17 protein-coding genes and 1 pseudogene are annotated in these 21,693 nt (G+C 43.9%); 13 read left to right on the top strand and 5 right to left on the bottom strand.

All coding sequences use genetic code 11. The annotated features are described in order from the left end of the window. Both IQO02_RS22005 and IQO02_RS01945 read right to left on the bottom strand, forming a co-directional pair. Window positions 1-206: pseudogene (locus tag IQO02_RS22005) on the bottom strand (hypothetical protein); the annotation flags it as partial. Continuing rightward, window positions 127-927 carry a hypothetical protein gene (locus IQO02_RS01945; protein ID WP_016798700.1) on the bottom strand — a complete coding sequence of 267 codons (801 nt, stop codon included), beginning with the start codon at window positions 925-927 and terminating at the stop codon, window positions 127-129. The gene IQO02_RS01945 and the pseudogene IQO02_RS22005, both read right to left, overlap by 80 nt. Before the next feature lie 495 nt (window positions 928-1,422). Between IQO02_RS01945 and IQO02_RS01940 the strand changes: the two genes are divergently transcribed. The 7 genes from IQO02_RS01940 (at window position 1,423) to pheT (ending at window position 12,038) form a co-directional block, all read left to right on the top strand. Further along, a complete protein-coding gene (locus tag IQO02_RS01940; RefSeq protein WP_010441341.1) occupies window positions 1,423-2,208 on the top strand; it encodes a TetR/AcrR family transcriptional regulator in 786 nt (261 codons plus the stop codon). Between the two features lie 171 nt (window positions 2,209-2,379). Then, a complete protein-coding gene (locus IQO02_RS01935) occupies window positions 2,380-4,845 on the top strand; it encodes an efflux RND transporter permease subunit (protein ID WP_322626528.1) in 2,466 nt (821 codons plus the stop codon). A gap of 65 nt (window positions 4,846-4,910) precedes the next feature. Then, window positions 4,911-5,696 (top strand): outer membrane lipoprotein-sorting protein, encoded by a 786-nt coding sequence (locus IQO02_RS01930; protein ID WP_407834212.1) that lies wholly within the window; start codon window positions 4,911-4,913, stop codon window positions 5,694-5,696. 9 nt (window positions 5,697-5,705) lie between these two features. Continuing rightward, window positions 5,706-6,938: a hypothetical protein gene (locus IQO02_RS01925; protein ID WP_010441335.1), complete on the top strand. Its 1,233-nt coding sequence runs from the start codon at window positions 5,706-5,708 to the stop codon at window positions 6,936-6,938. 245 nt (window positions 6,939-7,183) lie between these two features. Further along, window positions 7,184-8,293 (top strand): GGDEF domain-containing protein, encoded by a 1,110-nt coding sequence (locus IQO02_RS01920; protein WP_102282777.1) that lies wholly within the window; start codon window positions 7,184-7,186, stop codon window positions 8,291-8,293. A 355-nt stretch (window positions 8,294-8,648) separates the two neighbouring features. Then, complete coding sequence (gene pheS, locus IQO02_RS01915) at window positions 8,649-9,632, top strand: phenylalanine--tRNA ligase subunit alpha (RefSeq protein WP_004734764.1); 984 nt, start codon at window positions 8,649-8,651, stop codon at window positions 9,630-9,632. A gap of 18 nt (window positions 9,633-9,650) precedes the next feature. Then, window positions 9,651-12,038, top strand: coding sequence for a phenylalanine--tRNA ligase subunit beta (pheT, locus tag IQO02_RS01910; RefSeq protein ID WP_102282776.1), 2,388 nt, complete (start codon window positions 9,651-9,653; stop codon window positions 12,036-12,038). Between the two features lie 183 nt (window positions 12,039-12,221). Here pheT and IQO02_RS01905 read toward each other — a convergent pair whose 3' ends face one another. Both IQO02_RS01905 and IQO02_RS01900 read right to left on the bottom strand, forming a co-directional pair. Further along, a complete protein-coding gene (locus IQO02_RS01905; RefSeq protein WP_102282775.1) occupies window positions 12,222-12,926 on the bottom strand; it encodes a DUF2290 domain-containing protein in 705 nt (234 codons plus the stop codon). A gap of 1 nt (window position 12,927) precedes the next feature. After that, complete coding sequence (locus tag IQO02_RS01900; protein WP_102276079.1) at window positions 12,928-15,033, bottom strand: DEAD/DEAH box helicase; 2,106 nt, start codon at window positions 15,031-15,033, stop codon at window positions 12,928-12,930. A 308-nt stretch (window positions 15,034-15,341) separates the two neighbouring features. Here IQO02_RS01900 and IQO02_RS01895 point away from each other — a divergent pair, with 308 nt between their 5' ends. Beyond that, window positions 15,342-15,566 carry an alpha/beta fold hydrolase gene (locus IQO02_RS01895; protein WP_102282774.1) on the top strand — a complete coding sequence of 75 codons (225 nt, stop codon included), beginning with the start codon at window positions 15,342-15,344 and terminating at the stop codon, window positions 15,564-15,566. A gap of 579 nt (window positions 15,567-16,145) precedes the next feature. Next, a complete protein-coding gene (locus IQO02_RS01890) occupies window positions 16,146-17,072 on the top strand; it encodes a hypothetical protein (protein WP_102282773.1) in 927 nt (308 codons plus the stop codon). Window positions 17,073-17,187: 115 nt separating this feature from the next. On the opposite strand, the gene IQO02_RS01885 is transcribed toward IQO02_RS01890, so the two are convergent. Continuing rightward, window positions 17,188-18,696 carry a DUF3360 domain-containing protein gene (locus IQO02_RS01885; RefSeq protein ID WP_016789509.1) on the bottom strand — a complete coding sequence of 503 codons (1,509 nt, stop codon included), beginning with the start codon at window positions 18,694-18,696 and terminating at the stop codon, window positions 17,188-17,190. Window positions 18,697-19,091: 395 nt separating this feature from the next. On the opposite strand from IQO02_RS01885, the gene IQO02_RS01880 reads away from it, so the two are divergent. From IQO02_RS01880 to IQO02_RS01865, 4 genes are all read left to right on the top strand, one after another. Beyond that, window positions 19,092-20,078 carry a permease gene (locus tag IQO02_RS01880; RefSeq protein WP_016786218.1) on the top strand — a complete coding sequence of 329 codons (987 nt, stop codon included), beginning with the start codon at window positions 19,092-19,094 and terminating at the stop codon, window positions 20,076-20,078. Between the two features lie 33 nt (window positions 20,079-20,111). Beyond that, window positions 20,112-20,360 (top strand): thioredoxin family protein, encoded by a 249-nt coding sequence (locus IQO02_RS01875; protein ID WP_010441308.1) that lies wholly within the window; start codon window positions 20,112-20,114, stop codon window positions 20,358-20,360. Between the two features lie 84 nt (window positions 20,361-20,444). Beyond that, window positions 20,445-20,960 carry a sigma-70 family RNA polymerase sigma factor gene (locus IQO02_RS01870; protein ID WP_016767281.1) on the top strand — a complete coding sequence of 172 codons (516 nt, stop codon included), beginning with the start codon at window positions 20,445-20,447 and terminating at the stop codon, window positions 20,958-20,960. 350 nt (window positions 20,961-21,310) lie between these two features. Continuing rightward, window positions 21,311-21,649 carry a hypothetical protein gene (locus tag IQO02_RS01865; protein ID WP_010441305.1) on the top strand — a complete coding sequence of 113 codons (339 nt, stop codon included), beginning with the start codon at window positions 21,311-21,313 and terminating at the stop codon, window positions 21,647-21,649. Window positions 21,650-21,693 lie beyond the last annotated feature (44 nt).

Genomic DNA, 21,693 nt, shown 5'->3' with positions numbered 1-21,693 from the left:
TCTTGATCGACAACAGGCACTTTTTGAGACGAGCCTGCGTCGGTAGCGTTAGGTGTCGCTACATTAACTTCAGTGCTTTTTGCTTCAATTATTTCAGATCGTGCAGGAACGTCAGATACAACAGGCTCAGAAGGTTGGCTTTTTGCCTTTTTGAATGAGCTGCTGCCTGAAGCGTTCAGATGGGCTAAGCTTTTGTCTATACCCATTTCCTTGAGCTTGTCCTGCATTTCCTGAATATTGAGCGGTCTTCTGCTGTTGTTGTCTTTCATTTTGCTTCTCGTTAACTAGCCAGTACTGCAGCTTGGATTCAATCCGAGATAGTGGCATTAATTCATTAGCTTTGGCTTTATACCAAAGGACAAATTTCTTCCATACTAAACTATGGTCACCGGCCAAGCCGGAGAATTTAAACGCACGTTCTGCCCATGATGGGATCTCTTCTTCGTTGAGATCATGAGTAGAAACGGTGTTGCTGTTCATTGAGCCTCGGCCTTGTGGGCGAGGAGCATATTGCGTGTTTTGCATTGGTGCCGGAGCAGGCTGAAACTTGGGTGCAGGTGCAGGTGCAGTAGAGTAAACCGGAATACTATTGACCGGTTGAGTTTCAACTTGAACCGCAGCTTGCTCTTGCTCAATGAGCATTTTGAACACGTGTATCTCTTTCTTGTCTCGATAATCTACTTTTACTTTATCGAGGAAACCTTGGTCGACTAGACACTTAAGGCAATCGGCTAAACCGAACGTCGAGAGAGCACAAAGTTGACTTGCTGATTGTAGGCACACATTGGTGAAACCGAACTCATCAGCACCATCTGCAAGCATCAATAAAACCAGTTTTTCTGCTGGGCTAGAAGTATTCACTTGCCAAGCTAAATAAGAATATTTGGCGCTCAATATCGTGTTCTCAAAAAGGTAAGTCGTTGTCACTATTGTAAGTCACCCCTTACCGAATTTATAGCAACTTAACAGAAAACGACATTAGTAAGCCAAATATTGACCATAAGGAGAGGTCTGCCCCAAAAAGTAAGCCTACACTCATTCATTCTCGTGGGTTATGCCTGGATTCACTAAGCAAATATTGATAACGATTTAAAGTGCTAGCACTCTTTTTCGGCTAAGAATGGCCAATTTACTTTGGTATTCGGTTCGTCAAAAACAGCTCGTTTTTATTGATATTCATTGACCGTTCTCTCACTTACTCGCCCGTTTACTTACCCTTCCATACATAAAGTGTATTTAATTTATAAAACACCTTGATATGATCAATATTTGCGCTATTATGACGATAAGTCAGAAATGACGAAGCGTCACAAAATGGTTAAGTACATGAATTTGCTATTCGTGTTAATATATTAAACAGGAGTGTTTTAAATACTGACTCAGCTTAGGTGATAGCTAAGCGAAAATACGGACTGAGAAATTATGTTTGGCTTTGGTTGTAAAGGCGATAAGCAAAGTATCTTTGGTTGTAAAGGCGGCTTGTCTAAAAAGCAGCAGTCTATTGCAGACCGAGAAGTAGAATTGATGTTGTTAGCGAAAGATCTGGTTCGAGAGCAAGGGTTCGGAAACCTCACGATGGATAAGCTAACGGCAGCGAGCTCTTATTCGAAAGGTACGATATATAATCACTTTTGTAGCAAAGAAGACGTGGTTTTAGCGTTGTGTATTCATTCTTTAAAGGCCGAGGCACTGATGTTTACTCGTTCTGGAGAGTTTGAAGGTAACACACGCGAAAAGATCGTCGCACTGCACGTTGCTTATCGAATCTATGCGCGCATGGAGCCGGTACTGTCAACGTGTGCGATCATGGCAAAAAGCCCGTGGGTACTAGAGAAAGCGTCTAGTGCACGTGTAACCGAGATGAACGAACTCGAAGAATTGGTGATTGAACAAGCCGATTCAATGGTTAACCAAGCAGTAGAAGTGGGTGACCTAAAGTTCTCTTCTGGTGTGGGTTCAGATGCCATCGTGTTTGCAAACTGGTCAATCGCATTTGGTTCAAATGCCTTGTCACAGAACGCATCAAACAGTCATTGTATTAAGCGGTTACAAGACCCGTATTCAGTATTACATAACGCGAATATGCTGCTCGACGGCCTGAACTGGCAGCCCCTTTCTACCGATTGGGACTACCGTAAAACCTGGCGTCGTGTAGAACAAGAACTGTTCAGTGAAGAGATCGCTTACTTAGAATCAGTAGGTCGATAGCTTCTATTAAGCCCACTTATGTGGGTTTATTAATAACCATTTATGACGATTCGTCACAAACTTAAGTTTAGCCTAATGTGGTTTAGGTTTTCTTGAGTGTATGACCAAGAATTGTGTCTTTTGTCAGCTTCGGCTGGCTTTTTATAACACAACTATGACGAATCGTCACAAATGGAGACTGTGATGGAACATGACAGCCAAAAGCCCGCTTTCGATCACCAAAATCGAGATAACCGTAATATCGATAGCGTAAACGGGGATCTCAATAACCGTTGGCACTCAATACCGACCAAGCATTCGTTTATCGTTCTGCTGGTGGTTTTTTCAATCATCATGCTCTCTGCATTAGGGGCGAAGAACCTCTACTTTAGAGGGGATTACAACATCTTCTTCGAAGGCAACAACAAACAGTTGATGGCGTTCGATGAAATCCAAACTACCTTTGCGAAAACCGACAATCTCGCGATTGTTGTCGCACCTGATGGCGGCAACGTTTTTACCCCAGAAACCCTGACCTTAATTCAAAATCTCACCGTTGATGCGTGGCAGATCCCGTACTCAAGCCGTGTCGATTCGCTGGCCAATTATCAGCACACCGAAGCTGTTGAAGACGACTTATTGGTGGAAGATCTGCTGTATGAAGAATACGAACATACGCCCGAGCGAATCGCCAAAGTGAAACAGATCGCGCTAAACGAACCTCTGCTTAAGAATGCGTTGGTGTCCGCTTCTGGTGATGTGACCATTGTTAACGTGACCGTGCAATTACCTGAAGTAGATAAAACCGCCGAAGTGCAAGAAGTGATCGCGGCTATCAACACTATGATCGCCAAGTATCAAGCGGACTATCCTAACGTTGAATTCCATAAAGCGGGCATCATTGCTATGAACAATGCTTTCATGATGTCGGCTCAAGAAGACAGCTCAACACTGGTGCCATTAATGCTATTGGTGGTGTTGGTATTCCTGACCTTTATGCTGCGCTCATTCTTTAGCGTGGTGGCGACCTTAGTCGTGATTATCTCTTCGATTGTCGCGACCATGGGGTTGTCTGGCTGGGCAGGGATGTTCCTCAGCACCGCAACGGTTAACGTCCCAACTTTGGTACTGACCCTAGCGGTGGCCGATTGTGTTCATGTGATTGTGACCATGAGACAAGCCATGCAGCGTGGCATGGAAAAAGCACAAGCTATTCAATACAGCATCAAGCTTAATGCGATGCCGATTTTGATTACCTCAGTGACCACCGCGATTGGTTTCTTGATGATGAACATGTCGGACTCCCCCGTATTACGAGACTTCGGTAACTTATCGGCATTGGGCGTGATCATCGCATGTTTCCTATCCGTGACTATGCTGCCTGCGCTATTAAAACTGCTACCAGTTAAGACTTTACCAACGAATGAAGTGGCACAAAGTAAAGTGACCTTCATGGATAAGCTCGGTGACTTTGTGGTAACTAATCGCAAAGCGTTATTGCCTATTTCTACTCTAGTTATCGTCGGCGCCGCGGCATTAATTCCACTGAACAAAGTGAATGATGAATCGGTGAAGTATTTCGATACCTCAAGCGAATTCAGACAAGCAGCCGACTTCATGGAACAGACTGTAAGCGGTATGACGACCATCAGTATTGCGGTCAAAACTAACGAGTCTCAAGCGATTGCTGACCCCTTGTTCTTACAAGCGATTGGTGATTTTACCGATTGGCTACGTGTTCAACCAGAAACCGACCATGTTGCTACGCTTTCTGATGTTTACATGCGTCTGAATAAGAACATGCATGGTGATGATGACCGTTATTACCAACTGCCACTTAACCGAGAGTTAGCCGCGCAATATCTACTGCTTTACGAGATGTCTCTACCGTACGGTTTGGATTTGAATAACCAGATCAACGTCGATAAATCATCGATCAAAATGGTACTGACGGTTGATAACCTCGGCAGTGTGGAATTGGTTGAACTCGAAGAGCGTATCTACTCATGGTTTGCCGCCAATGCACCTCAGTATGAAGTGGTCGCGTCGAGCCCATCATTGATGTTTGCTCACATTGGTGAAACCAACATGGCGAGCATGCTATCGACTCTGCCAATCACCTTAGTGCTTATCTCTGGTTTGATGATCTTCGCATTGCGATCGGTTCGCTTAGGCATGATAAGCCTAGTGCCCAACATTGCGCCTGCGATTATTGGCTTTGGTTTATGGGCGCTTATCTCTGGTGAGATCAACCTTGGATTGTCGGTCGTGGTCACCCTTACTTTGGGTATCGTCGTCGATGATGCGGTTCACTTCTTGAGTAAATACCAACGCGCAAGAATGGAAGGGCAATCAGCGGAGGAAGCGGTTCGTTACGCCTTCCACACCGTAGGTCGCGCTTTGTGGATCACCACTGTTGTGCTAGTGGCCGGTTTCTCTGTATTGGCAATGTCGAGCTTCAGACTCAATTCCGATATGGGCTTACTCAGTGCGATTGTGATTTTCATTGCGTTGGTGGTCGACTTCATTTTGCTACCAAGCCTGCTGATGATCTTCGACAAACAGACCCATTACTCAGACCAATCCCAATACGAATCAAAATCGTCTGTTAAAGCTCAACCTAATACGACGGCTGAACTGTCGACTTCAATCAAATAAGAAAACGTCAGCCTACTGCGGTGGGCTGACTTAAGGATTAATTTATGAAAATTATTAAACACTTTATGACAAAGAAAACACTCATAGCGTCATTGATAACCATTGGCGCATTTTCGGCTTTCCCTGCGTTAGCCGATCCTGAAAAAGGCCTAGAGATCGCCGAGCAACGTAAAGCCGTTGATATGGGGTGGGGCGATTCTGTTGCGACCATGGAAATGCTACTTCGCAATAAACAAGGTGAAAGCAGCTCTCGTCTAATGCGATTGAAGTCGCTAGAGGTTGACGACGATGGCGATAAAGGACTGACCATATTTGATGAGCCCCGCGACGTAAAAGGCACGGCTTTTTTAAACCATTCACACATCACCAAATCGGATGACCAATGGTTGTATCTGCCGGCATTGAAACGTGTAAAGCGTATCTCTTCTCGCAACAAGTCTGGCCCGTTTATGGGCAGTGAATTTGCTTACGAAGACCTAAGTTCGTTTGAGTTAGAAAAGTACACCTTCAACTACATCGAAGACGCCAATATTGAAGGTGTTGATACCTTTGTTTTAGAGCAAATTCCGACCGACAAAAACTCTGGTTACACCATGCAAAAAGTATGGCTAGACCAGCAATATTACCGCCCAGTTCAAGTGGAGTTTTACGACCGTAAAGGCGCATTGCTGAAAACTCTATCGTTCCAAGACTACAAACAATACCTAAACCAGTACTGGCGCGCGCACACCATGTCGATGCAAAACCACCAAACAGGCAAGAGTACTGTATTAACCACGACAGATTTAGCGTTCCAGACCGGTCTTAAGGATAAGGACTTTCAGAAAAATACACTTAAACGTGCAAAGTAAGGCAAGAATATGAAAAGGATTCTGTTAACAGGAACGCAGTTATCTTTAACCTTGGCAGCGACAGTTGGGCTTATGCAGGTGTCGTTGCCATGTGTGGCGGCAGGCTTTAGCTCTGAGTTCGTAGAGCAAGTCACCCCAGAACTCGCAGGGCAAGTTAACCTTGAACACAGGCAGTTCTTTAGCGACGGTTTACAGGGCCAGAACAAAGGACAAAGCTCACTGGTGTTACAACCGGAGTTTTACTGGGAGCAACAAGAAGGCAATGGCAGTTTTACCTTCACGCCATTTTATCGCTTAGACAGCGAAGACGATGCGCGAACCCATGGTGACGTTCGTGAAGCTTTGTACCTTACCTACTGGGATGACTACGAACTGCGCGCAGGTGTTGGCAAAGTGTTCTGGGGTGTGACCGAATCAGCACACTTAGTGGACGTGGTAAACCAAACCGATGCGATTGAGTCCGTCGATGGCGAATCGAAACTGGGTCAGCCAATGGTTCACTTCACGTCGATTAAAGACTGGGGAACCATCGATGCCATGTTACTGCCGTATTTTCGAGAGCGTACCTTTGCAGGGGAAGACGGTCGCTTAAGAACGCCCGTACCCGTTTCAGACGATGCGCTGTATGAATCATCAAGAGAAGAAAAGCACGTTGATGTGGCACTGCGCTATAGCCAAATGTATGGTGATTGGGATGTCGGGTTAAGCTACTTAGGCGGTACCAATCGTGACCCTTATTATCGTGTTGAAGGTAATAATCTTAAGCCCTATTACGCGCAAATGCAGCATTTCGGCCTTGATGTTCAGGGGATTATGGGTGATTGGTTATGGAAGCTTGAAAGCATTTATCGCGACAGCTACGACAACCATACAGGCGTAGCAACAGGTTTTGAGTATACATGGGTTGGGGCGCTAGAGTCGTATTGGGATATCGGTTTTATTGCTGAATACTTGTACGACAGTCGAGGCAACAATGCGCAGAGTGTCGGTCAAAACGACGTGTTCCTTGGGGCGCGTTTCGCCTTAAATGATGAAGACGGGACCGAGTTGTTAACGGGCATCACTCAGGATCTAGATAACAGTGATGTTTACAGTGCAAAGCTCGAAGCCTCAAGTCGTATCAACAACAACCTCAAGTGGCGGTTGAACGCGTGGTTGTTTGAGAATGAAACCCCAGAAGACTTATTGTTCTTCGCTCGCAAAGATGATTTTGTTGAGATGGCGTTGGAATATTACTTTTAGTATTTTCAATAAGTTAAGTTAATGTTGGTTTATTGGGGTGTTCTTGTTGAATTGAACACCCCAAACCCAGTGTTAATTTATATTTGTAGAGATCGAAGTCGTCTTTTTATAAAAGGAGTAAGCAATCAGGTAGGCCTACAGGTAGTATGGTTATATTTTACATGTATATATAACCTCTACATATGCACGCTTTTGACTACTGGTAACTGCCGGTAAACAAGTGTGATTTGGGCGTTAAGGGATTTATGAATTCATTTACTTGGAATAGATACTTCGAAACAGGCATTGGTGTCGTAGATGAACAACATCAATACCTCGTCGGTTTTATCAACCACTATGGCAATTTGCTGTCTGAAAACACTATCTCAATCGAAGATATTAGCATTGCTTTACTCGATCTCACGAGCTATGCCGAGTTTCACTTTAAAGAAGAAGAATCTTTGATGAGAGCTCGTAATTTATATCGCTCTCACATCGAAGAACACATCAAAGTGCATCGTGTTTTTATGCAAGATATCTACAGCATGCAAGCTTTCATTTTAGAAGAAGATCAGGCGTCTGCACGGCAGCTACTCGATTTCTTAATTCATTGGCTTGCGTATCATATCCTCGGTATTGACCAAAACATGGCTCGACAAGTGGCCGCGATAGAGGAAGGAGCGACCCCTAAACAAGCGTTTGAAGCCGAAGGAAAACAAAACGATTCTTCAACCATTCCTCTATTAGCTGCTCTTAAAGGCCTATTTGAGCAAGTCTCCGAACGTAATAAAGAGTTGTTACGGTTCAACCAGCTACTCGAAGACAAAGTCGAGGAAAGAACCGCAGAGCTAAAACGAGCGAACAAGAAGCTCGAAGAACTCTCCTTAACTGACTCGCTCACTAATTTGCCTAACCGCCGCTGTGCTTTTAAACAGTTAGCGGTGCATTGGCAAGAGTCCAAAGAACTTGGTATGCCTTTGGTGTGCATTATGATTGATGCCGACCACTTCAAGCGCATTAATGACACTTGCGGACACGATGCAGGTGATTTGGTGTTACAGACCCTCGCACACGAACTGAAAAACACATTTCGCAATGATGATATCGTGTGTCGATTAGGGGGCGATGAGTTCTTAGTGATCTGCCCCGATACCGATCTTAAAGGGGGTATGCATATTGCAGAAACCACTCGACAGAAAGTGTCTGAATTACAGGTCGACACCGGCGAGCAAGCTTGGCTTGGCAGCATTAGTGTCGGTGTGGCTGAAATAACCCAAGAATTCGAAACAATGAATGAATTGATTAAAGTAGCTGATGAGTCCGTTTATTTAGCGAAAAAAGCGGGCAAAAACCGCGTTTGTTCGATTCAGATTTAGAACGGGTTTATTTCAAGTTGAGAGCATAGTTTGCGTTAAATTTAAAATATAGCTCACGTCAGTTTTAGCGCTCAGGTTACTTTAGTTTTAGTTCTCAGGTCACCTTAGTTTTAGTTCTCATAAGACTTTAAATCGAGCGCTTCGCTCAGTTCCAAATTAAGGAGTGGTACCAGTAATTGTTCCACTTCTTCCTATTCCTCATTAATATCCTGTTAAATTTGCCGTGTTTTTAGTCAATAACTTGTTCTTTTAGCGATTCAATTTGGCATTGGTTGCGTGTTTGATTAGTATGTGTAGCTATCTAAAAAAACTAATCATCCGATACGGACACTACCAACTGGTAGATGAGGAAATGATGCAACATCTAGAAGAGATCATTGCTAATGCAACGACTGCTATTGATACAGCAGATTCGTTAGTCGCACTTGATGAAGTGCGAGTTCAGTATTTAGGTAAGAAGGGTGAATTAACTCTTCAACTACAAAGCCTAGGTAAACTTCCACCTGAAGAGCGTCGCACTGCTGGTCAAGAGATCAACAAAGCGAAAGGTGCTGTTCAACAAGCGATCGCAGCTCGCAAAGACGCACTTCAACGTGCAGAGCTTGAAGCGAAACTAGCTGAAGAAACTATCGATGTGAGCCTACCAGGTCGTCGCATTGAGAACGGTGGTCTTCACCCAGTGACTCGCACTGTTGAGCGTATCGAACAGTTCTTTGGTGAGCTTGGCTTTAGCACTGAGTCTGGCCCTGAGATCGAAGATGCATTCCACAACTTTGATGCACTAAACATCGCAGACGATCACCCAGCTCGTACTGATCACGATACTTTCTTCTTCAACCCTGATCTAATGCTACGTACGCACACTTCTGGTGTTCAAATCCGTACGATGGAAAACGGCAAACCGCCATTCCGCTTCATTGCTCCGGGTCGTGTTTACCGTAACGACTACGATCAAACTCACACGCCAATGTTCCACCAAGTGGAAGGTATGTTAGTTGATGAGAACGTAAACTTCGCACAACTTAAAGGCATTCTTAACGATTTCCTTTGTAACTTCTTTGAAGAAGAAGTTGAAGTGCGTTTCCGTCCTTCATTCTTCCCGTTCACAGAGCCTTCAGCTGAAGTTGACGTGAAACGTAAAGATGGCAAATGGCTAGAAGTTCTAGGCTGTGGCATGGTTCACCCTAACGTACTTCGCTCTGTTGGCATCGACCCTGAGAAATACTCTGGTTTTGCATTCGGTATGGGTGTAGAGCGTCTAACGATGCTTCGTTACGGCGTAAATGACCTTCGTGCGTTCTTCGAGAACGACCTTCGTTTCCTTAAACAATTCAAGTAATCCGGGGCAGTCAAAACTATGAAATTCAGTGAATCTTGGCTACGCGAGTGGGTTAAACCTGCAATTAACAGCGAAGAGCTAGCTCACCAAATCACTATGGCTGGTTTGGAAGTTGACGATGTAGAACCTGTTGCTGGTGAATTCACCGGCGTTAAAGTAGGTAAAGTGGTTGAGTGCGGTCAGCACCCAGACGCAGACAAACTACAAGTAACTAAAATTGATATCGGCGAAGAAGAGCTTTTAGACATCGTATGTGGTGCATCTAACTGTCGTCTTGGCCTAACTGTAGCAGTAGCAACAGTTGGCGCAGTACTTCCTGGTGACTTCAAAATCAAGAAAGCAAAACTACGTGGCGTTCCATCGCACGGCATGCTTTGTTCTTTCTCTGAGCTAGGTATCGACGTAGAGTCTGACGGCATCCTTGAGCTGCCTGAAGGCACAACGCTAGGTATGGACGTACGTGAGCTTCTTGAGCTTAACGACGTAACTATCGACGTAGACCTAACAGCAAACCGCGCAGACTGCTTCAGCATCCGTGGCCTTGCTCGTGAAGTTGGCGTACTAAACCGCGCAGACGTTACAGAGCCGACAGTTGACGCTGTTGCAACAAGCATTGAAGACACAGTATCTGTTGAAATCAAAGCTACGGATGCTTGTCCACGTTACCTTGGCCGTGTGGTTAAGAACGTAAACGTGAAAGCGGAATCGCCAATCTGGATGCAAGAAAAACTGCGCCGTTGTGGTATCCGTTCAATCGACCCAGTTGTAGACATCACAAACTACGTGATGCTAGAGCAAGGCCAACCAATGCACGCATTTGATCTAGCTAAGATCGAAGGCGGTATCGTGGTTCGTCTAGCAGAGCAGGGCGAAAAGCTAACACTTCTAGATGGCAACGAAGCTGAACTAAACAGCAATACGCTTGTTATCGCAGACCACAACAAAGCACTAGCAATCGCTGGTATCTTTGGTGGTCAAGATTCTGGTGTGACTACTGAAACAACAGACGTACTTCTTGAAGCTGCATTCTTCGCACCGGATCACATCCGTGGCCGCGCACGTGCTTACGGCCTTCACACAGATTCTTCTCTACGTTTTGAACGTGGTGTTGATTCAACACTTCAAGCAGCAGCAATGGAGCGTGCAACACAGCTTCTAGTTGAAATCTGTGGTGGTGAAGTTGCGCCAGTAAACGGCAGCGAATCTGAAGCTGATCTTCCTAAAGCAAACGTAGTTGCTCTACGTCGCGCTAAGCTAGACAGCCTACTAGGTCACGAAATTCCATCTACAGACGTAGTGGAAATTCTTACTCGCCTAGGTTGTAACGTTGAAACGACAGACGCAGGTTGGACGGCAACGTCTCCATCTTGGCGTTTTGATATCGCAATCGAGCAAGACCTAATTGAAGAAGTAGGTCGTATCTACGGTTACGATAACATTCCAAACCAAGCGCCTAAAGCGGCACTTAAAATGAATGACCATAAAGAAGCTAACCAACCGCTTAAGCGCGTTCGTGACCTTCTTGTAGACCGTGGCTACCACGAAGCAATCACATACAGCTTCGTAGAACCAGAACAGCAAAAACTTGTTGTACCTGGTGTTGAGCCGCTAATCCTGCCATTCCCAATCTCTGCGGATATGTCAGCAATGCGTCTTGGCCTAATCCAAGGTCTTCTAAACACAGTGGTTCACAACCAGAAGCGTCAACAGTCTCGCGTTCGTCTATTCGAATCTGGCCTACGTTTCATCCCTGAAGCAACGGCTGAAAACGGCATGCGCCAAGAAATGATGCTTGCGGGCGTTATCTCTGGTACTCGTGGCGAAGAGCACTGGGACATTGCAACTAACACTGTAGATTTCTTCGATCTTAAAGGTGACCTAGAAGCCGTTCTTGAGCTTTCTGCAAACGAAATCGCATACAGCTTCAAAGCAGCTAAGCACCCAGCACTTCACCCAGGTCAAACTGCGGCTATTGTAGTAGATGGCAAAGAAGTGGGTATCATTGGTACTGTTCACCCAGAACTAGAGCGTAAGTTTGGTCTTAACGGCCGCACTATCGTATTCGAAATCGAATGGGCAGCTATCAACACTCGCGTGCTTCCAGAAGCGGTAGCCGTATCTAAGTTCCCTGCAAACCGTCGTGATATCGCCGTTGTTGTTGACGAAGCAGTCGCTTCTGGCGACATCGTTGAAGCGTGTATCGCTGCTGGTGGCGAATTCCTAACAGGCGCTAAACTGTTCGACGTATACGTTGGTCAAGGCGTTGAAGAAGGTAAGAAGAGCCTAGCAATCGCACTTAGCCTACAATCTGTAGAGCGCACACTTGAAGATGCAGACATCGCTGGTTCAGTAGATGCTATCGTAGCTTCAATCTCAGAGAAATTCGGCGCAGCACTTCGCGACTAATCTCTTCTGATAGATAGAAAACCAAAGGCCTCGCATTGCGAGGCCTTTTTTGTTTAAGTCTTTTTAGCTATTAAACTTTTGACAAGAATATCAGTGTCGACCCAAATAAAGAGTTTCATAAATTAAGGTCGGCAGATCATCATTCTACCTCGATAAGATATTCTTCCGTGAATCTCAGTCAATTTACCTAAAGCACATACGTTCCGACTCGATCGGTTTGAAGTGCTGTGGGCTATTGATAGATATTACTCCGCAATTGTTTTTAAGCTCGTTACGGTATTGTAAGTCAAGAGTGTTAACTTTTGGAACTAGAGTTAAATCTTCCTGAGACTTCCACGTAGAAGGATAGTAATTGGCCAGTATTTTAAGAAAAAATGCGAGAGGAGTTAATACTCGATCAACTGGCCAACGATTTTCAGCATAGAACCCAATATGGAAATGTGCTGCGGGGTGATAATACTCACAGTGTTGGTCGACAGATAAATCATATCTAATTACAGGCACATCACATGAAAAATCAGCTTCAGAAATATATTGTTCATACTCAACTTCTGTAAACTCTTTGCTGTCCAATAGTTCCAGTGCTTCCTTACGTATAGATTGGTACTCTACAAATTGGTAAGGGTTGGGGTAGTACACCAGCCTTAAGTCTTCATTTTGCTTTGTTTCAGTGAATTGAAACATCGACCGGTCAGACAGCATGATATTGAATTCTTGTTGTCCAGCAATTACGTCATATACTTCCGTGTATGACGTCGCTTTACGTGTCGTTTTTTTCACTTCGTATGAAACATTTAAAGAGGCTGCAGCCCCTGCTTGAAAGAGTAGCTCTAGTTTATCTGCGAGCTCAATTACCTTAACAATGCTGCGATTAAATTCAGATGACATATTATTGCTTACTATCTGGTTTAAGACTGAGCTCCATTTGTATTTGCTCTTCCGAATACCCTTGCTCCATCAGTGTGCCAACAAGCTCCTGTAATTTAAGAATTTCTTGAGGCTTGGCATTATGGTCCCGTTGTATTTTCTCGGTATCAGGAACCACAAAGTTTAGGCTAGGGCTCTTAGATATACTCTCTTCGATCTCAGCAAAAAAACCATCAACTCTACTGCTAATTCCACTTACTTTGAGCCAAGCTTTAGTTCTAGTAAATGCCGTGAAAATTTTATTTCGTCCGCTTCGTGTATTTCGCTTGTTAAATAAAGCGTCTATGCCTGCAGTAAAAACTTCTGCTGCTTCGTTGCCTTTAGCTCTATGAACCGTGGACAAAGTAACCATATCCTCGAGCATAAATGGAGGAGCAGCGGCACTAGCCGTGAGTAGATTATTTGAACGAATCCCCTTTAATGACAATATTTTCGATATCTTAGAGAAATAAGATTTTGCGTTATAGTCATCAAAGCAAATAACCATAATATCATGTGGCTTTAGTCCCTCTTTTACGGATGCTTCGATATTATTTGCTATCCACTCACACTCTTCATCTAAATTTCGCGCTTTAAAAAGGTTAATTAATTGTTTCGAGTCTTGGTGCTCGTAAATAGACAGCGGGCTATTTTCGCGGTCGCGAGTGATTGTTACTCTCTCCCCAACTTTTAGCTCATTGCCATCTTCGAGACGATAACCTACATCATTCCAGTGCTCTTCGTTTTCTAGTGTCTGAACTGGGTAATCACTGTAGAGCCCAAAACCTAGAGCATGTGCGGTAAGTAGTACTTCAAGTGGATTCCTGTAACATTTGTATAAGACCAAGTCATTTGTTTGGCCAAAGGGTAAGTTTCTTCTTAGCTGAACTAGATCAATTTTTGCTTCACCTTCAGCATTTACGCCAAATAGTTCTTGTGGGGAGCGCTGATACACATTGAAGATTGATTGAAGTTCATCATAACCCCAAACGATGTTTTTGCTGTGAGCCTCTTCACCCATGGAGAGCTCGTAACAAATTTTGAAAAAGTCATTTGGTAAATCTTGAGCTTCATCAATCAGAATATAATCGTATTTAGGCTTGATCGGATATGAAAGTACATGGTGACATGCAGCACCAAACGGATCTGATGAATTTACGGCTCGAGCTTCGCTGAATGTAAGGGAACGTATAGAGTTATCCAAACACGCATTGTAACAAACACCATCAATAGTTCTCCCTCCCCAAGAGTGGTATACGTCAATCATTTCCCAGTTTGGTTCAGAGCCAGCAAAGTGGCGATAGAATCGAGCGATTAATTCTCGGATTAATCCATATAGGCTTTTTGTATAAAATGTAAACAGGATTTTTTTGTCAGGGTGCTGCAAGTGAATATGTGCAGCTTTCATTGCAAGGACAACTGTTTTTCCAGAACCAGCTAACCCTCGAATTCTTTGAGGGCCATTAATCAAACTAATTGCTATTTTGCGTTGCTCTATATCAAAGTTCGAAATCTCGTTTTCTAAACTAATTAAGATATTTAGTTTTGTGCTAGGGTCTTCAGAAATTTTCGTTCGTTTAGATGGGCGGCTCAGTGCTTTTGCACCTTCCAGAATGGACCTTACTTCATTAAAATGTTCGTCACTAATTTGGCTTTCAACTTCAATTTCGTTGAATGCTTCATCAATTCCTTTTAATGAACATAAAACTTCACTGTCCCCATCAAAATCAATCTCTTGACTGCAGTAAAGGTAACTTTCGAGCTCTACAGCAAGTTTTTTCTTGCTAATTCGCAAAATTTTACTTTTTTTGATTGCAGCCTCAATAAAGTTGAAGACTTGGCTAAGATTATCATCATTGGCTTCTAGATCAGAAATTGAGCTAGTCGAAAGTAAGACAATCCCATGCATTTTAGATAAAACAACAATCTTTGATTTTACTGACTGATCTTCATAATCTTTAAATACAGGAAAGCCATAATATAGGATTGACTCCTCGAGCTTTAGTTTTTGCCTATTGTCTTCAATATAGGTAAGTATTTCACTATCAAGGCCCTTAGGCTCAATTTCTGTGGCAATTATCTTTTCCAAGTCTATCTTCCTTCATAAGATTATCTTTAGATACTTAGTTAGTAAAGATAGCATTAAAGTAAGTAGATTGAAATTTACTTTCTCTAGTTAAGTGATTGAAAAACAGTTTGGTTTTGGTTGCGCGGATATTTTTTCGAGGGATTTTAGGGCGCTTCAGTTTGTTTATTTTAGGCTGGACTTGACTTTGTATTATTTAGTGAATTTACATAACATATCTTATGACCCGTCTACAACTTCACACTTTATAGTGGCTATATTGATTGAGAAGAGCGTTTCCCGTGTCCCTCCAAAGTAAGTAGAGAGACACTATGAAACGTTTAATTCTAAACATCACACTTTTGGTATTCATGGCGCTTGGTAGCTTTAATGCCATGGCTCATGATCCAACGGTTAAGTACGGTATTGCGATATCTCACGATGGTGAGCAAATTGCGTATGGCAAAAGTGGGAGTGGGGAGACGGCGTTGATCTTCATTCACGGCTGGAGTTTAGACAGCAGGCATTGGCAAAACCAAGTGAGTGAGGGCTTTTAACGTGCAGTACAGATCCTGAAACAATTTGGGCAGATGCTCGTGAGAATGAACTAACAATCCCCTCCTAACCTCCCCTTGGTTTACATCTCCAATCTCTTGTTGGTTACGGGAAAGGGGAGGAACTGAATACCGATCGTTATACATGCTGGGATACATTCAGCGCCAAAGAATGTTCTCCCCCTCGGACGTTAATCTAAAGAGATCGGTGAACTTCATTTGAGGGGGAGCTAGAGGGGGAGGCTTTAGTCTACTAGCACCATTCACACAATGATGATGAAAGCCGTGGAGTCAGTGAAGTAGGGCGCTGTAATCGTTGATAGATAAAACTAAGGCCTCGTGTGTGCGAGGCCTTTTTGTGAGTTGGAGGTTTTGCTAGCTACATTCATTTCAATTTGCGAGTAATGATCGCATCGCTCACTCGTTTATGGTCCTTAAACGAGTACCTCATAGTTATATAAATGCTCTATCAATCACCTCTAGATACGTCATTAGCGCTGCTGTTGTTAGTAAGGGCTGACCGAATCTAGTAGGTGCTTTTTACTGATAATCACTTCAACTATGTGTTTAGGACGTCCTGCTATGGCTAAGAAAATAATATTCATTCATGGTCGCGCTCAAAAGCCCGATAAAGATTCCCTTCAATCACTTTGGTACGAGGCTATAGAACATGGCTTGCAGCGAGATTGTGGAGACTCAAGTTCATTACAAGCTTTTAAAGATGTCGATAAACGGTTTGTCTATTACGGTGAACTATCAAACACATTGTTAGAGAAACCAACGGAAGACCCTGCAAGTCGACAACAAGCGCTGTCTGAACTCAAAAAGTACAAGACAAGCCAGTTCAATAAAACAACGTATAACAAGGTATCTAAAATTGGTTTTCTAAAAGAGGCGCTAGCAGATACGTTTTCATCGCTATTTGGAAACCTGGGTGTGGCTGAGACACTTATAACGAAGGTCGCGCCGGATATGGCGCATTATTGGTATGAAGATACCTATTTCGGCAGCGATGTCAGGCATAGGCTAATGGTTGAACTGAAGGAAGCGCTCGATAATCAGGATGATGTGATGATTGTATCGCACAGTCTTGGGTCGATGATCAGCTATGACGTGTTATGGAAGTTGTCTCATTACGGAGAGTATAGACACGGCTATGGTGCAGACAAGAAGGTCAACTTATGGCTGACGCTCGGGTCACCGTTAGGTGATGAAAACGTAAAAGATAGGCTAAAGGGGAGTCGCTTGAAAGATGAGAAGAAGTACCCTTTAAACATTCAGCAATGGATAAACATATCGGCAGAAGATGATTTTATTTCTCATGACAGCAAAATTAGAAATGACTTTAAGGATATGCTCAAACTGGATCTGATACTCGGCGGAATGAAAGATATCCACCCAGTTTATAATCTCAATATTCGCAACGGAAAAAGCAATCCGCACGCTTCCATCGGTTATCTAATCAACCCTAAATTCATCACAGTACTGGATGAATGGCTCTCTAGTTGATTTGGTTTACCATCTCAAATTGCTTCGCTGTTCGTTCGTTGGAACTTAGATAAAACAAGGCCTCGCGTGTGCGAGGCCTTTTTGTATTTCGACTAAAATTAAATATTATTCGAGTTTAACGGAAGCTTGGGATAATCGCCGGAATCCCCGGTAGAAGTCCAACCAACGCCATCACACCACTTAGCACAATAAACATAATGCCAGGCAACACCCAACGGCTCATTTTACTCAGTTCACTACTACGCTCTTTACAACCGACTAAGCCTAAGTTATCCAACAGCATGGTGAGAGCCCAGCCAAATGCAGGGTTAACGAGCGCTGATGAAAATACAACAATCGCTGCTGATTGTGTGGTTTTTCCTTCACGAGTCATTTCCATTCCAGCTTCTAGCAATGGCACAAATACCCCAACAATGAGCGCAACACAAAGCACAGGTTGCCAGATAGCTAAATCCATCGGGTAACCCCAAACTGCGGCGATGATACAGAACAGAGCTGTAAGTAATGCACCAGCAGGAATAGGGCGTTTAGCTATCGCCGCCGGCACGATGTAAGTACCCCATGAAGATGTAAAGTTAGTACCACCAAGCAGAGAACCGAACGTTTGACGAATTGAAGCCGTGGTCATGGTGTCGTCAATGTTCATGTGCACTTTTTCGGTACGTTCTGGGTAGCTGATCTTTTGGAATACTTGATGTCCTAAGAAATCTGGTGACCACATTGCTACGGCTAGAATCGCAAACGGTAATACAACCATGAAGTGTTCAATCGTCGGTAGGCCTAGCATCCAACCAGTATCTTCGCCCCACCAATACATAGGGTTCATGTTAGGTAAGCCTGGCTCAGTGTGGAAAGCAAATGGGGCACCCATGGCAAATGCAATCGTACCACCCAGTAAACAACTAAGAGGTACGGCTAACCAGCGCTTACGGAAATGTTCTAATAATGCGTATAAAATGATGGTGCAGAAGATCACGACAAACGCGATATGGCTCATACCAATTCCCTCTGCCCAAGCGAACAGCTTTTTCACTTGAGAGGCGGTTCCAACAAAGCCGAGGTAGAGCAATAAGCCACCACATACGCCTTTACTGGTGAGGTTGGCCAACATACTGCCACCTTTACTGATGGCTAAGATTAGGCCAAAAGCGCCAATCAGCAACCCAAACGCCATAGGGTGTCCGCCTGCTGCAACCACAATTGGAATTAAAGGAATGAGTGGACCGTGTGTACCTGCGAGGTTCGCGGTCGGCAATAGGAAGCCAGAGAAAATAATAATGAAAACGGAGGCGATGAGGAGTTCATAACGAACGTTTTCTAGAATGAAGTCTTCATTTAATCCGAGAGCTCCCGCAAAGGTAGCAGCAATCGCGCCCACCATCACAACTTTACCAATGGTCGCTGCCATCGCTGGGATGGTGTCTTCTATCTCGAATCGATAATCTTTAAACGGCAAATTGGGACGCCAGCGCTTAGGCGACATGATTTGTAATTCATGTTCTAAATATTGTTCGCGGGAATCAAATTCTGATCTTGGTTTGTGTTGTTGTTCATAAGTGAGTTCATCCTCATTGGCTTGAGGCTTATCTGCTTGTATATGTACGGACTCTAAAGTACTGCTCATGTTGATTCCTTTCGTTCACACTCTAAGGCGTGTTATTCCAACAAACGTTATTGACTCACGCAGAAGCGCAAACAATGTGTCAACTTATTATTAAAAATTCATTAACATTTAGTTGTTAGTACCTTATACCAAACCAAAAAAAACAAATAGTCTCAGTTAGTTAGACATTAGTCGTAGAGTTTGATGGCAAATATGAGAGACGGTAAAGAGGGTGAGTTCGCTTGTTTATAGGCCATTAATTACAGGAACAATAAAGTCACTTTCAACAACGAACGGCCGAGTGGACCTGTTCTGCAATTGAGCCTAAAAATCAAAACCCAAAAATAATTTAGAAAAGTGTGCATCCTTTCGCGAGCTCAAACGTGTTAGAGGTAAATCGTTTAGAGGGTGCCACTATGTTGGACGTTTTTACTTACTTTGCCGACTGGCTGACGTATTCCATTTTTAACTTGGAAGCCAGTACTTCAATGGCAACAGGCGTTCATTTCTTTATCGAAGACACCAGTAAGATCTTAGTCTTGTTGGTCGTGTTAATTTACGTTATCTCCGCGCTGAGAGCCAGTTTGAGTGTGGACAAAGTTCGACAATATCTACAAGGTAAGCGCCGCGGTGTGGGTTACTTCCTTGGCTCGCTATTTGGTGCGATTACACCGTTTTGCTCGTGCAGTTCTATTCCTCTGTTTATGGGTTTTGTCTCAGCACGTATTCCCATTGGTGTGACCATCGCATTTCTGATTACATCGCCTCTGATCAATGAGGTGGTGATCATCATGCTTGGCAGTGTCCTTGGGCTGAAATTCACCATCATGTACGTTGTGATTGGTATGTCGCTTGGCATTTTTGCAGGCTTTGTCTTAGATGCTTTTAAAGCCCACCGTTGGTTACAACCTTTCCTTGCCGAAGCGTATCAAAAAGCCAATGAGTTAGATGAACAGCCTCAAACGGCGATTGAATCAACCCCAATGACGTTTAAACAGCGCCATGAATTTGCTGTGAACGAGACCAGTACCATCTTCAAACGCATTTGGATTTGGGTCTTTGTTGGTGTGGGTATTGGTGCGTTTATTCATGGTTTTGTTCCGGCGGATTGGTTCGAGCAAAACCTCGCACACGGCCAGTGGTGGACGGTGCCCCTCGCGACACTTAGTGCGATTCCGATTTACACCAACGCAACGGGCATAGTTCCAATCATGGCGTCTTTGATAGACAAAGGTATGCCACTAGGAACCACGCTGGCGTTTTGTATGGGAGCGGTCGCAGTGAGCTTGCCAGAGTTCATGATGCTCAAACAAGTGATGCAATACCGATTGCTTGGTGTAATCGCGGGTTACTTGCTGGTGGCGATTTCCATCACCGGTTGGTTGTTTAATTTCTTCTATTAATCACAGCAGAGCAAATGCTCACAGGAGTCTGATATGAAAAGCATTCAAGTTTATGGTTCAGGTTGTAAGAACTGCGTCGTTACCGCAGAACGGTTTGCCGAGGTCGCACAAGAGTTAGGGCAGCAAATCAATATTGAAAAAGTCACCAGTTTGGAAGCCATTATGAAAGCTGGCATTATGAGCACACCGGGTATCGCGATTAATGGTGAGTTAAAACACACGGGGTCGGTGCCATCTGTTGATCTGGTTCGCGATTTACTCAAGGAAAATGTTGTAGCGTAAAAGTAAGGAAAGAGCGTCGCGCATGCAGAGTTTTTTGAATGAGCATGCGCGACGGATTATCGAGGTTCAAGAATGAAATGTTTGATGAATGCGTGGAATCATGCGGAACCTAGCCTTTATGGTTGGCTACTAAAACAGACCCAAAATCCGCACGAAGCGGAAGACATCATGCAAGAAGTGTTTCTGAAGGCCATGGGAAATAGCGAGCGTTTCTGTACATTGCAGAACGGTAAATCATGGCTGTTTAAGATGACCAGAAACCACCTTGTTGATCAGCTGAGACGGAAAATATATTCGGTAGACATCGAAGAATTTGTGATGCCCACGGATATTTCCCCTGCGATGGTTCAGCTTCAACGCTGCCTTCCCCAGGTATTGGTCAAACTCACCGAGCAAGATCGTGATGTGATAGAACAATGTGACCTCAATGGTATGACACAAAAAGACTACGCAGAGAAACACCAGCTCAGCCTACCAGCCGTTAAGGCACGTTTACGTCGAGCCCGTATAGAACTCAAAACCATTTTGGTGAGTGAGTGTAAAGTGACTCAAGACCAATCGGGCGTTTGTTGCTTTAGGTCATTTCAAGCAGAGCCTTAAGTCTTTTCAAGTAGAGCGTTAAGTCCTTTCAAGCTGAACCTTAAATCCTTCTGGAAGTAATGTTTCCGCTTTAAACTAATTTATAGGCCATTACTTTAAGGAGCAATAAACGAAGGTTTAACAAGAAAACGTTCGGCTCTAAAGGCCCTTATAAAATTCATCGACTCAAGATTTCTTGTGTTCTTGGGGTAATTTGATAATGGATATCTGTTCCAGTTTTATTCTGAATATATTGGGCGACAAACAGGGAAAGGCCTTGTCGTTAGCAACCAAATCTCTACCACGTTCTGCGCCTGATAGTGATAGAATCCCCGCATTAGAATTATCGAGAATCTAGGTATTTATAAACAATGTTTATCCATCACGTTAATGGCATCGACTGGCTGGTGATTACAGCTTTTGAAGAACTGAAAACGATGTTTATCGAAGATGCTGGCCCAATCCCGGCTTACTTCTCTACCGCCAGTGAATTGAGCCTGATTGATCAAGCCAAGCGCAGCTATGGATTTTTGCCGACACTCCGCGGTGTAATCACCGATACCGGCACGTATCAAAGTAAAGATCTTGAAGAAGATTTGAACCCACAGCTTGCCTGTATCGTTGAAGGGCGTGGTCGGGTGTTTATCTATCACGGCGACTATGTGGCTTTTGTCGATGACGAGCAAACCTTTATCACTCGCATGGACTGAAAAGATTCACTCATTCGAGGCTAGCGAATCGGAAAATCAACGAG

The organism is Vibrio sp. OPT24 (assembly GCF_015163545.1).
In the GTDB taxonomy this organism is placed as follows: Bacteria; Pseudomonadota; Gammaproteobacteria; order Enterobacterales; family Vibrionaceae; genus Vibrio; species Vibrio cyclitrophicus.
Note: the sequence above shows the minus strand (reverse complement) of the source record. Positions and strands in the feature narration are given on the sequence as shown.

What these genes read in the sequence shown, in the direction of transcription:
- IQO02_RS01940 (WP_010441341.1), top strand. Translation starts at nt 1,423, where the DNA reads ATGTTTGGCTTTGGTTGTAAAGGCGATAAGCAAAGTATCTTTGGTTGT.
- IQO02_RS01935 (WP_322626528.1), top strand. Translation starts at nt 2,380, where the DNA reads ATGGAGACTGTGATGGAACATGACAGCCAAAAGCCCGCTTTCGATCAC.
- IQO02_RS01930 (WP_407834212.1), top strand. Translation starts at nt 4,911, where the DNA reads ATGACAAAGAAAACACTCATAGCGTCATTGATAACCATTGGCGCATTT.
- IQO02_RS01925 (WP_010441335.1), top strand. Translation starts at nt 5,706, where the DNA reads ATGAAAAGGATTCTGTTAACAGGAACGCAGTTATCTTTAACCTTGGCA.
- IQO02_RS01920 (WP_102282777.1), top strand. Translation starts at nt 7,184, where the DNA reads ATGAATTCATTTACTTGGAATAGATACTTCGAAACAGGCATTGGTGTC.
- pheS (WP_004734764.1), top strand. Translation starts at nt 8,649, where the DNA reads ATGCAACATCTAGAAGAGATCATTGCTAATGCAACGACTGCTATTGAT.
- pheT (WP_102282776.1), top strand. Translation starts at nt 9,651, where the DNA reads ATGAAATTCAGTGAATCTTGGCTACGCGAGTGGGTTAAACCTGCAATT.
- IQO02_RS01905 (WP_102282775.1), bottom strand. Translation starts at nt 12,926, where the DNA reads ATGTCATCTGAATTTAATCGCAGCATTGTTAAGGTAATTGAGCTCGCA.
- IQO02_RS01895 (WP_102282774.1), top strand. Translation starts at nt 15,342, where the DNA reads ATGAAACGTTTAATTCTAAACATCACACTTTTGGTATTCATGGCGCTT.
- IQO02_RS01890 (WP_102282773.1), top strand. Translation starts at nt 16,146, where the DNA reads ATGGCTAAGAAAATAATATTCATTCATGGTCGCGCTCAAAAGCCCGAT.
- IQO02_RS01885 (WP_016789509.1), bottom strand. Translation starts at nt 18,696, where the DNA reads ATGAGCAGTACTTTAGAGTCCGTACATATACAAGCAGATAAGCCTCAA.
- IQO02_RS01880 (WP_016786218.1), top strand. Translation starts at nt 19,092, where the DNA reads ATGTTGGACGTTTTTACTTACTTTGCCGACTGGCTGACGTATTCCATT.
- IQO02_RS01875 (WP_010441308.1), top strand. Translation starts at nt 20,112, where the DNA reads ATGAAAAGCATTCAAGTTTATGGTTCAGGTTGTAAGAACTGCGTCGTT.
- IQO02_RS01870 (WP_016767281.1), top strand. Translation starts at nt 20,445, where the DNA reads ATGAATGCGTGGAATCATGCGGAACCTAGCCTTTATGGTTGGCTACTA.
- IQO02_RS01865 (WP_010441305.1), top strand. Translation starts at nt 21,311, where the DNA reads ATGTTTATCCATCACGTTAATGGCATCGACTGGCTGGTGATTACAGCT.